Source organism: Stenotrophomonas sp. YJH_SMC_69 (assembly GCF_059370495.1).
In genome coordinates this window covers 1-10,947 of sequence record NZ_JCAFTS010000004.1, presented here as the reverse complement: position 1 = coordinate 10,947, position 10,947 = coordinate 1, and the positions used below count along the sequence as shown (strand labels likewise).

Sequence of the window (10,947 nt, the reverse complement as noted above, 5' to 3'; positions counted from 1 at the left end):
AAACCCCGCGAGCGCGGGGTTTTTTGTGCTTTGCTTCCTGTAGAGGCGGGCCCACGCTCGGCTTTCCTGGCTGTAGAGCCGAGCCCATGCTCGGCTTTTCTGGCGCAGCCGAGCGTGGGCTCGGCTCTACAGAGGCAAGGCGACACTGAACCGATTGTCCGCCCGCTTCGCCAGCTCGCCCTGCACGCGTGCGATGCGCGTCTCCAGATCGCCTTCCAGCAGCACATGCGCGACACCCTCTGCCTGCAGCTGCTCCAGGTACCACGCATGCTGCTGCGCCCGGAAAGCTTCGCCCACGCGCGTGCCATCCTGGTCAAACGGAATATCCGGCGCGCACAGGAACAGCAGGTCGTAGCGTCGTCGTGCCGCTTGCCGCAGCGGCTGCGGCGCCGTGCCAAACATCCAGCCGCTGTAGCCCAGCGTCACCAGCGGCGTGGTATCGCAGAACAGCCAGCGATGCGCACGCCGCACAGCTTCGTCTTCGTGCTGTGGCTGTGTCATTGCGATGCGCAGCAGATCGCCCGGCGTCAGCTCTCCGCCTCGCTGCTCCCACACCGTGCGGCCATACTCCGGCACCCAGACAGTCTGCAGACGCTCGGCCAGCACGCGGGCCAGCGTGGTCTTGCCGCTGGACTCGCCACCGATGAAGGCCACGCGCTGTACATGGTCGGCATACACCTGCGGTGCGAGCCCATGGCGATGCGCATGCGGATCGCTGCGCAGCTCGGTGCCGCAGGCCTGCCCGACGTCCAATGCGCGTTCGAGCCGCTCATGGCGTACCGGCGCACCGAAGTGCGTGGCCAGCGCCTGCGCGAAGCCGTCACCGTAGTCCTCACCGGTGTACACCGCCTGCACCGGCCCACCGAACAGGTTCAGGCACAGCCAGGCGGTAAAGTCACGTTGCACCTGTTCGTCATCACTGTCCTGCGGCAGCGCTCGCACCGGCAAGCCATGCTGCGTGCACAATGCGGCCAGTCGCGCGTCGTCAAGCACCGCTACCGTGGCCTGCGGGAAACGCGCACGCAGCCAGCGCTCGCGGCGCGCAGCGCTGTAGCCGGCAAAGCCCGGCTGCGACCAGCCGATCACCAGCAGCTGCTGGCAGCGCGTGGCGGCGAAGTCGATCAGTCGTTCATGGCCGCGATGCAGCGGGCAGAACTTGCCCACCACCAGGCCGCGTGCAACGCGCTCAGGCAGCGGCATCGGCCGCCCTGGCCTCGTCCCGCATCAGGTGCCGCCAATGGCGCAAGGCGACCAGCGCGTTGATCCAGAAGCCCACATACAGGATCGAGGTCAGGTGCAGGCCACGGCTGTAGTAGAGCGGCACCGCAACGGTGTTCACCAGCAGCCATACCCACCACGATTCCAGCTTGCGTCGCATCATCAGGATCTGCGCGATCACACTCAACACCAGCACCGCCGAATCGATGTACGGCGCATAGGCATTGGTCAGGCGGGTCAGCATCCAGCCGTAGCCGAACGTGGCCACTACCGCCAGCGGCGCCAGCCAGGCCCAGGCGCGCGGCCGCAATGAAGTGATCGGCAACGGCGCGCCATGGTCACCACGCAGCCACTGCCACCAGCCCAGCACGCTGATGGCGATGAAGAAGAACTGCAGCACCATGTCCGCATACAGATGCGATCGTTCGAACACGGCAGCAAACAAGGCGCAGCCGACGATGCCCAGCCACCAGGTGTGCACGTTGTTGCGGCCGGCCAGCAGGATCGAGCCGGCGACGGCAATGTTGGCAGCCAGCTCCAGCTGGAAGTTCGGATCGGACAGGTTCATGTCGCTATTGTCGTGGATCCGTGCGCTGCGTGGACGCCCCGGCCCGTCCCTACAAAAAGAAAGGCCCCGCTTGCGCGGGGCCTCCTTCGTACTGCTCCAGGCAATCGCCCGAATCAGAACTTGTACTGCATCGACGCCGCCAGCACGTCGCCGCTGACCTTGTACTTGCCGGTCACGGTGTTGCCGGTGGCCGAGGTCGAGGTGATGTTCGGATCCTTGGTGAACAGGTGGGTGTAGCCCACGCTGTATTCCATCTTGTCCGAAGCGGCGTAGGTCATGCCCAGCGACAGCCACTTGCGGGTGGTGTCCGGCACGCGCACGTCGCGGTGGGCATCGGTGGTCGGGGTCTGGTCATAGGCCAGGCCGCCGCGCAGGGTCAGCTTGTCGTTCACGCGGAAATCGGTACCGATCGACGCGAAGGTGGTGTCACGGTAGTGGAACGGCAGCACGCTGTCCGGCTGGTTGGAGTCGTAATCGACGACGACCTGGTCGAACTTGCTCCACGCGGTGCGCGTGACTTCAGCCATGATCTGCCACTGGTCGTTCACACGGTGGGTGAAGCCCACGGTGGCGCTGGCCGGCAGGGTGATGGTCGCGCGACCGTTGCTGTCGATGAAGGTACCCGGGGCAGCAGTGGCCAGGAAGGCCGCCGCATTCTGCGGGATGGTGAAATCGGCCTTGCCGTCGGTGATCTTGTGCTCGACCTTCGAGCGGTAGCTGAACGCGATGTTGGTGCCTTCCACCGGGGTGACCGTCATGCCCAGGGTGTAGCCGACCGACACTTCATCGCCCTTGATGCGCAGGTAGCCATCGGCGGTGCCCGGCGAGAAGCCGAGCTGGGCGGCCTGGCGTGCAGCGGCCTGCGAGGCCGCCGCAGCCTGGGCTGCGGTGCCGCCGGCAGCCAACACACGCGCCGCAGCGGTGCGCTGGGCAGTGGCGTTGATCGCGGTGCCGGTGTCGACAGCACTGGTCAGGTCGACGTTCAGGCGCTCGGCGAACACCGACGCACCGAACGACAGGTACGGGTTGACGTCATAGGAGAACGCCACGCCCAGGTCGATGGCCTGCAGCTCGGTCTTGACGCCGTTGTAGCGGCCGACCCAGTCGCGGTCGTATTCGGTCTTGAAGCCGAACGGCACGGTCAGCGAAGCACCGAAGTGCATGTTGTCGTTCTCGCCGAACGGCACGTGGAAGTACGCGGCCGGAACCGGGGCGATCATGCCGGCGTCGCCGCCGTTGCCACCGGAAATCGGCGCGCCGTTGGCGTACTTGCCCTGGCCGCGGAACTTGGCGCCGAAGCTGATGGCGCTGACGTCGCCCTGGACCAGGGTGCCGTCGAGCAGGCGCATGGACGCCGGGTTGGTAGCGATGACCGAGGCGTCACCTTCGGTCGAGGTGGAGCCGGCGAACGCGCGGCCCAGGCCCTTGGCGCTGTTTTCCTTCAGCTGGAAGGCGGCAGCATTGGCATCGGCGGCGGCCAGCGCACCGGCAACGCCGACGGCCAGCAGGGTCAGTCGGGCAATGGTGGAAGCGGTTTGCATCGTAGTTCTCTCTCCGGTAAGCGGTGATGGTGCTCTGAGTGCGCCTGCGCCCGCCGGGTCCTGGGACCCATCGGAGCGCGCCGGATTCCCCTCCCGACATACGACGCCGTATGCGAGTATTACCCAGAGCTGTTAATGAAACAATAACAGCGCAGGCGGTTTTTTCGTCTCAAAAGCTGAACAGGACCGTCCCCACCGAACGTGGCCGCACGCTAGGCTATTGGCATGTTCGTCTCCCTCCCGTCGCGCAAGAAGGCGGCCCTGCGTTGGGCCACGCCCGTGCTGTTCGCGTCATTGTGGCTGGCATTCCTGTGGTCGATCTCGCGCCCGGACGATGCCCGCGGCAGTCTCTGGCTGGACTGGGGCGCCCTGTCCACCGGCCTGACCCGTCCGCTGGACTGGTGGGCGACCCTGCAGGACGGCAGCGTGCTGCGCCTGTTCACTGCGCTGTTCCTGCACGCCGACTGGTCGCACCTGCTGGGCAACCTGGTGTTCCTGCTGATCTTCGGCCTCCCCGCCGAGCGGGTGCTGGGGCCGTGGCGGTTGCTGCTGCTGTTCCTTGTGGGCGGCGCGGTGTCCAACCTGGTGGCGATCTACACCATGGGCAGCCCGGACCAGATCATCATCGGCGCCAGCGGCGCGGTGTCGGCGCTGATCGGCGCCTATCTGGCCCTGTTCCCCGGTGCCCGGCTGGGCGTGGTGATCCCGCTGGGCCTGTTCCTGGAGTTCGTGCGCGCCCCGGCCTACCTGCTGATCGGCGTCTGGGCCGCGCTGCAGGTGGTGTTCGCCCATATCGGCCCCAGCTTCGGCATGGTGGCCTGGTGGGCGCACATCGGCGGCTTCGTGTTCGGCGTGGTGTATGGCGTGTACGTGCGCGCCGCGATCGCGCGCCGCCTGCGTAAGCGGCACGGATTCTGACCCCTGGTAGTGCCGGCCGCTGGCCGGCTCCACGCTCACCCGCTCGTTCGTTGCGTCGAGCGTGCCCGACTCCGTCATTGATATGGGTCTATTCCGTCCGCGATGACACCGAAAGGGTCACTCGCGACTGATCACCAGGGTGTTGTGGTGGGTGTCGAACAGCAGCGCAGAGCCGCCATCCAGCACCACGAAATACTCGAAGAACGGCAACTCGCCAAGCAACGGAATCAGTTCACTTGCCTGTAGAGTCCAGATCGGCCACGGCAATGCGCACTCATCTGACGCTACCAGAAGCATTTCACCGTTCACTCCCGCCAGCAGTTCAGCCAGGCAGGAAAGGCCTTCATCGCTACTGTCGTATTGGATCGTCTGATCAGCCGACGCCTTGCTTGCCCACCAATAGACAAAGCGCGGATCGATTCCATGGCGGCAGGCCAGGGATTCCAACAGGGCGGCGGCCCGGTTAGGTGGCAGCGGATCACGACCAAGCAGTTGGCTGATCGTAGTCGCTAGGTTCGAATCGTCCATGGGCCGATTCTATCGGGCGACGCCCCGGCCGCGTCGCCTTCCGGATGAGCAGGCTGTTCGCCGGGCACAGTCCGGCGCTACCGTCAGGGCTTGGCCGGGGCCGGTGCGGGCTTTGCTTCGGGCTTGCCCCCTGCCTTCGATTCGACCTTCGGATCCGTCTTTGCTTCCGGCTTCACCGCAGCGGCCTTCGCGGCCTTGGCGGCCTCGGCCTTCAACCGTGCGGCCACCGAGCCTGGGTTCTTCAGCTCGGCCAGCGCGTCGTTGATCGGGCCATCGCCCGGCAGCACCGCACCGGCGTGGTAGCCCTCCGTGCCTTCGTCATCGCCGCGCAGATGGCCCGGCAGGGTCGCTTCGCTGTAGTCGCTCAGGCTGGCTGGCAGTGCATCCTCGGCCGGCGTGGCGGCGGGCTTCAGTTCGACGTCCGGCACGATGCCGGTGGCCTGGATCGACTTGCCGCTGGGCGTGTAATAGCGCGCGGTGGTCAGCTTCACCGAATCACCGTTGTCCAGCGGCAGCACGGTCTGCACCGAGCCCTTGCCGAAGGTACGGCTGCCGACCACGCGCGCCCGCTTGTTGTCGCGCAGCGCGCCGGCCAGGACTTCCGATGCACTGGCCGAACCGGCATCGGCCAGCACGACCACCGGTGCGCCCTTCAGCAGGTCGCCCGGGGTCGCGTCGAATCGTGCATCGCTGATGCTGATGCGGCCACGGGTGCTGACGATGTTGCCCTTGTCGAGCAGATCATCGGCCACCTGCACGGCAGCGGTCAGCAGGCCACCCGGGTTGCTGCGCAGGTCCAGCACCAGGCCCTTGAGCTGGCCACCGGACCGCTTCTGCAGCTGCTGCACGTGCTTCTGGAAGTCCGAACCGGTATCGGCCTGGAAGGTGCTCAGGCGGATGTAGCCATAGCCGGGTTCCAGCAGGCGGCTGCGCACGCTGGTCACGCGGATGGTCTGGCGGGTGAGGCTCACGTCGAACGGCTTGGGCTTGCCTTCGCGCACGATGGTCAGCACCACCTTGCTGCCGGCCGGGCCGCGCAGCGGCTCGCTGGCATCGATCGCACTGATCGGCTTGCCGTCGATGGCGATGATCAGGTCACCAGCGAGGATGCCGGCCTTGGCCGCCGGGGTGTCGTCGATCGGCGCGATCACCTTCATGCTGGCGTTGTCCGGCTGCTGCTGCAGCTCCACGCCGATGCCCTCGTAGGCACCATTGGCCTGCTCGTCGAAGGCCTGCGCGTCTTCCTTGTTGAAGTAGGTGCTGTGCGGATCGAGGTCGAGCAGCAGGCCACGCACGGCCGACTGCATCAGCTTCTTGTCATCGACCGGATCGACATAGGCGGCGCGCACCGCGTTGTACACGGCCACGAAACGGCGGATGTCCTCCAGCGGCACCTTCGAGGTCACCGCCTCCTCGCTGTTCGCTGCCTGCCCGCTGGTTTCCTGGCTCGGGGCGGGCGCGGTCTGCTGCGCCCAGGACAGCGCTGGCAACAGGGCCAGCAAGAGGGTGGCGGTACGGGCTGCGCGCATGGATCACTCCTGTCGACGTTGGCATCGTGCCCAAGGCACATGCACCGATTATGCGCGAAGCACAGCTAAATTCCCGTTGAATCCAACCCGCATCCGGCAGGCCTGGATTCAGCGCCGCTGCAGCCAGCTGTCCGGGTTGACCGGCTGCCCGCCACGGCGCAGCTCAAAGTACAGCGCGGTGACGCCCTGGCCACCGGAATTGCCGACCTTGGCCACCGCATCACCGCGGCTGACCCGTGCGCCGGCATCCTTCAGCAGGGTGTCGTTGTGGGCATACAGGCTCATGTAGCCATTGCCGTGGTCGACGATCAGGATCATGCCGTAGCCGGTCATCCAGTCGGAGAACACCACGGTGCCGTCGGCCACGGCCGTGACGGTGCTGCCGGCCGGCGCGCCGATCAGCACGCCGCTGCTGGTACGGCCATCGGGCAGCTTGCCGCCATAGCGGGCCAGCAGGTTGCCGGACAACGGCCAACCCAGGCCGCCGACCTTCGGTGCCGGTGCCGACGCCACCGCAGGTGGAACCTTGGTTGCCGGCGGCGGTGGCCGGCCCTGTGCGGCCGCCTGGCGTGCGGCCCGCTCGGCAGCGGCCTTTTCGGCAGCAGCTCGACGTGCCGCCGCGCGACGCTCGGCTTCGGCCCGGGCGGCAGCGGCACGCAGATTGGCCAGCAGCGTTTCCAGCGCCTTGGCATCCTGGCCCAGTGCCTGTTCCTTCTCGCGCCGGTCCTTGAAGCGTTCGTCGAGCGAGGCCACGGTCTGCGCGCGGTCACGGCGGTCGGCCGCCAGCGCCGCTGCCTGCTGCTTCTGGTCCTGCTGCGCCCCCTGCAGCTTCTGCTTGCGCTCGGCGATCTGCGCCTGCAGCGCTTCCAGTTCCTTCAGGTCGGCGGTGAGCGTGGTGATGCGCTGCGCTCGTTCGCGCTGCAGGTAACGATGGTAGGCCAGGGCGCGATTGGCATCGGCCACCGTGTCCTGCGACAGCAGCAGCTTCAGCGGTGCGTGATTGCCAAGCTGATACGCCGCGCGCAGCAGGCCGGCCAGTTCGCGGTGCTGCTGGGCCAGGTTGGTTTGCAGGCTGCTGCGGCGCTGCTCGGCCTGGGCCAGGGCCTGGGCCTGCTCACGCAGCGCCGCTTCGGTCTGCGCAAGCGCGCGGCCGGTGCGTGCCACCTTCTCGTCGGCCTCGCGCAGCTGTTGCGATGCCTGGCCACGCTGCCCTTCGATCTGCCGTCGCTCCTGCGCCACGCCCTTCAGCTCGGTACGCAGCTTCTGCAGCTTGCGCTCGGTCTCGCGGGTGGTCTGCGCAGCACCCGGCAGGGGCAGGGCCAGCGCCACAGCCAGCCCCAGCAGCAGCCAGCGCCCGCCGCGTACGGCGGCGATGTGATGTCGGCGTGATGGGAAGGCGTTGTCGCGCAAGGGCTTTCCAGTGACTTCAGGCAGTTGCGGGGGGTACCGGGGAATGGTGACATCTCCGCACGCGGCCTGCCAGCCGCACATCCATCGAGGTTCCCATGAAAACTCTATCCATTCCGCTGCTGTTGGGCGTACTGCTGGTCACCGGGCCGGTCTGCGCCCAGGAGAACATCAGCAAGGTCAACGGCAGCATCAGCGCCGAACCCGGCCAACGCTACGGCAAGCTGGACACCGTCAACGGCGGCATCCGCGTCGGCGAAGGCGTCGAGACCGGAAGCATCGACACCGTCAACGGCGGGGTGAAGGTTGCCGACCGCGCACGCACCGGCAAGATCGAGACCGTCAACGGCGGTGTCCGCCTGGGTCGTGAAGTGATCGCCAGCGGTGGCGTCAGCACCGTCAACGGCAGCATCTTCACTGATCGCGGCAGCCAGATCGAAGGCGGCGTCGAGACCGTGAACGGCGGCATCGGCCTGGTCGAGAGCCGCGTCGGCAAAGACGTCGAGACCGTCAACGGTGACATCACCGTCGGCATCGGTTCGCAGGTCAACGGCGGCGTGCATGTGCGCAAGCCGAACTTCAGTGTCTCGCTCACCGCCAGCCGCAAGCCGCGCGTGATCATCGGCCCCAACGCGGTCGTCAGTGGGCCGCTGCAGTTCGAGCGCGAGGTGGTGCTGTACGTGCATCGCACCGCACGCATCGGCCCGGTCACCGGGGCCGAGCCGATCCCGTTCGATACCGAAACCGCGCCGGCCGACTGAACCCCGTCGCACCCGCCGCTTCGGTGATACTCGCGTTTACCGGTCGCGCGTGAGGTGCGACCGCCCTTTGTTCTCCAGGAATCGACGATGCCCCGCAAACTCCTCCTGTGCCTGGCCGCCGCGGCCGCGCTCAGTGCCTGCAAAGGCGAATCCACGCCGGCTGCCACGCCGTCCACCGATACCGCTGCCGCGAAGCCGGCCGCCCATCAGTTCTCACAGGAGATCAACGCCGGCGACTTCGCCGAGATGGTCAAGACCCTGGCTTCGGATGAGTTCGAAGGCCGCGCCCCGGGCAGCAAGGGCGAAGAACTGACGGTCAACTACATCCGCGACCAGATGCAGCGCATCGGCCTGCAGCCCGGCAACGGCGACAGCTGGTTCCAGGATGTGCCGATGACCGAGACCACGGCCGACGAATCGACCGTGCTGAAGATCACCCAGGGCGGCAAGACCACCGAACTGAAGTTCGGCACCGACATGGTGGTCGGCACCCGTACCGGCCAGGCCGAAGTGAAGGTCGATGCCAGCGACCTGGTGTTCGTCGGCTATGGCGTCGATGCGCCGGAGCAGAAGTGGAACGACTACGCCGGTCAGGACTGGAAGGGCAAGACGGTCGTGATGTTCGTCAACGACCCGGGCTTCCACGTCGACGACGCGAAGCTGTTCGACGGCAAGCGCATGACCTACTACGGCCGCTGGACCTACAAGTTCGAGGAGGCCGCCCGCAAGGGCGCCGCCGCCGCGCTGATCGTGCACGACACCGCCGGCGCGTCCTACGGCTGGGACGTGGTGAAGAATTCCTGGGCTGGCCCGCAGTACGACCTGCCCGCCAAGGATGACCCGGAAGCGCGTATCCCGGTACAGGGCTGGCTGAGCGCCGACGCGGCCAAGGCACTGTTCGCCGGTGCCGGCCTGGACCTTGCCCAGGCCTACAAGGACGCCAGCAAGCGCGGTTTCAAGCCAGTGCCGCTGAAGGCCACCGCTGCGGTCGACCTGAAGAGCCAGATCGCACAGAAGCAGTCGCGCAACGTGGTCGGCGTGCTGCCGGGCAGCAAGCGCGCTGACGAGGCCGTCCTGTACATGGCGCACTGGGACCACCTGGGCAAGCATGAGGGTGAGACCGGCGACAACATCTACAACGGCGCGGTCGACAACGCCACCGGCGTGGCTGGCATTCTCGAAGTGGCCGAAGCCATGGCCCACCAGGAGCCGAAGCCGGAGCGTTCGGTGGTGTTCCTGGCGGTGACCCTGGAAGAGTCCGGCCTGCTGGGTTCCAAGTACTACGTCGCCCACCCGACCTTCCCGCTGGACAAGATCGCCGGTGTGATCAACATCGATGCGATGTCGGTGGCCGGCCGTGCCAAGGACGTGACCGTCACCGGCTTCGGCAGCTCGGAGCTGGAGGACATCCTCAAGCCGCTGGCCGCCGCCCAGGACCGCACCCTGCACGGTGAGACCTCGGTACAGAGCGGCTTCTACTTCCGCTCCGATCACTTCAACTTCGCAAAAGCGGGTGTGCCGGCCCTGTACGCCGATGGCGGCGAAGACCTGCGCGAGGGTGGCGTGGAAGCGGGCCGCAAGGCCGCGGCGGACTACGGCGCCAACCGTTACCACGGCCCGAAGGACGAGTTCGACGCCGCCACCTGGAAGCTGGACGGCACCGTCGAAGACCTGCAGCTGATGTACGGCGTGGGCAAGGAACTGGCCGGTGGCGATCGTTGGCCGAACTGGTATGCAGGCAATCCGTTCAAGGCAGCCCGCGACGCGATGATGAAGGACAAGGTCCCGGCCAAGTAAAGTCGGGCCATGCTCGACTGAGCACTGTTGAGAGCAGAGCGGCGCCCCACGGGGCGCCGCTTTTCTTTTGCGTACCGTCGGCGGCTCATCCACGGTTGGTGTGGATCTGCCGGTAGTGCCGGCCGCTGGCCGGCAATCGATTGGTAGCGGCCAACCCTGGTTGGCGCCATGCTCCTCGCGGAGCACTTACGCATGGCGTGGATCTACCGGGCAATGCAACGCCATCGGATTGCCGGCCAGCGGCCGGCACTACCGGGGTTTCCTGCGCACAAAGAAAAACCCCGCTGCATGAGCAGCGGGGTTTTGGGTGTAAACCCTGGCGATGACCTACTCTCGCATGGCTTGAGCCACACTACCATCGGCGCAGCTGCGTTTCACTTCCGAGTTCGGGATGGGATCGGGTGGTTCCACAGCGCTAATTTCACCAGGGAGACGGTTGCAGCAGCGCTTGCAGCGCCAGCTTCGCGATCTTGCCCTTGGGGCGGAAGGGACCCGGAAAATGCAGTGCCTTCACTTAATAAGAAAAACCCCGCTGCGTGAGCAGCGGGGTTTTGGGTATAAACCCTGGCGATGACCTACTCTCGCATGGCTTGAGCCACACTACCATCGGCGCAGCTGCGTTTCACTTCCGAGTTCGGGATGGGATCGGGTGGTTCCACAGCGCTAATTTCACCAGGGAG

The 10,947-nt window shown here is 66.6% G+C and carries 9 protein-coding genes and 2 rRNA genes; 3 read left to right on the top strand and 8 right to left on the bottom strand.

The features are described from left to right. Window positions 1-126: 126 nt before the first annotated feature. The 3 genes from AC5P8F_RS07950 to AC5P8F_RS07940 form a co-directional block, all read right to left on the bottom strand. A complete protein-coding gene (locus AC5P8F_RS07950; protein ID WP_197575136.1) occupies window positions 127-1,200 on the bottom strand; it encodes an AAA family ATPase in 1,074 nt (357 codons plus the stop codon). Next, a complete protein-coding gene (gene pnuC / locus AC5P8F_RS07945; protein WP_014645686.1) occupies window positions 1,187-1,786 on the bottom strand; it encodes a nicotinamide riboside transporter PnuC in 600 nt (199 codons plus the stop codon). The genes AC5P8F_RS07950 and pnuC overlap by 14 nt, the downstream gene beginning before the upstream one ends. Window positions 1,787-1,899: 113 nt before the next feature. Continuing rightward, window positions 1,900-3,327 carry an outer membrane protein transport protein gene (locus AC5P8F_RS07940; RefSeq protein ID WP_049419231.1) on the bottom strand — a complete coding sequence of 476 codons (1,428 nt, stop codon included), beginning with the start codon at window positions 3,325-3,327 and terminating at the stop codon, window positions 1,900-1,902. 225 nt (window positions 3,328-3,552) lie between these two features. Here AC5P8F_RS07940 and AC5P8F_RS07935 point away from each other — a divergent pair, with 225 nt between their 5' ends. After that, the gene (locus tag AC5P8F_RS07935; RefSeq protein WP_005414994.1) at window positions 3,553-4,245 is read left to right on the top strand and encodes a rhomboid family intramembrane serine protease; all 693 of its coding nucleotides are present in this window, start codon (window positions 3,553-3,555) and stop codon (window positions 4,243-4,245) included. 117 nt (window positions 4,246-4,362) lie between these two features. Here AC5P8F_RS07935 and AC5P8F_RS07930 read toward each other — a convergent pair whose 3' ends face one another. From AC5P8F_RS07930 to AC5P8F_RS07920, 3 genes are all read right to left on the bottom strand, one after another. Then, window positions 4,363-4,773: a hypothetical protein gene (locus AC5P8F_RS07930; RefSeq protein ID WP_164077706.1), complete on the bottom strand. Its 411-nt coding sequence runs from the start codon at window positions 4,771-4,773 to the stop codon at window positions 4,363-4,365. Between the two features lie 83 nt (window positions 4,774-4,856). Further along, window positions 4,857-6,302, bottom strand: a complete 1,446-nt coding sequence (locus tag AC5P8F_RS07925; RefSeq protein ID WP_329768404.1) for a S41 family peptidase — start codon at window positions 6,300-6,302, stop codon at window positions 4,857-4,859. A 108-nt stretch (window positions 6,303-6,410) separates the two neighbouring features. Next, on the bottom strand, window positions 6,411-7,712 hold the full coding sequence (locus AC5P8F_RS07920; RefSeq protein ID WP_014645683.1) for a murein hydrolase activator EnvC family protein: 1,302 nt from the start codon (window positions 7,710-7,712) through the stop codon (window positions 6,411-6,413). A 95-nt stretch (window positions 7,713-7,807) separates the two neighbouring features. On the opposite strand from AC5P8F_RS07920, the gene AC5P8F_RS07915 reads away from it, so the two are divergent. Beyond that, window positions 7,808-8,470, top strand: coding sequence for a DUF4097 family beta strand repeat-containing protein (locus AC5P8F_RS07915; RefSeq protein ID WP_014645682.1), 663 nt, complete (start codon window positions 7,808-7,810; stop codon window positions 8,468-8,470). 87 nt (window positions 8,471-8,557) lie between these two features. Continuing rightward, a complete protein-coding gene (locus AC5P8F_RS07910) occupies window positions 8,558-10,267 on the top strand; it encodes a M28 family metallopeptidase (RefSeq protein WP_329768403.1) in 1,710 nt (569 codons plus the stop codon). 314 nt (window positions 10,268-10,581) lie between these two features. Here the strand turns inward: AC5P8F_RS07910 and rrf (AC5P8F_RS07905) are convergent. Beyond that, a 5S ribosomal RNA gene (rrf, locus tag AC5P8F_RS07905) occupies window positions 10,582-10,696 on the bottom strand. A gap of 133 nt (window positions 10,697-10,829) precedes the next feature. Continuing rightward, window positions 10,830-10,944 (bottom strand): 5S ribosomal RNA (rrf, locus tag AC5P8F_RS07900). Window positions 10,945-10,947 lie beyond the last annotated feature (3 nt).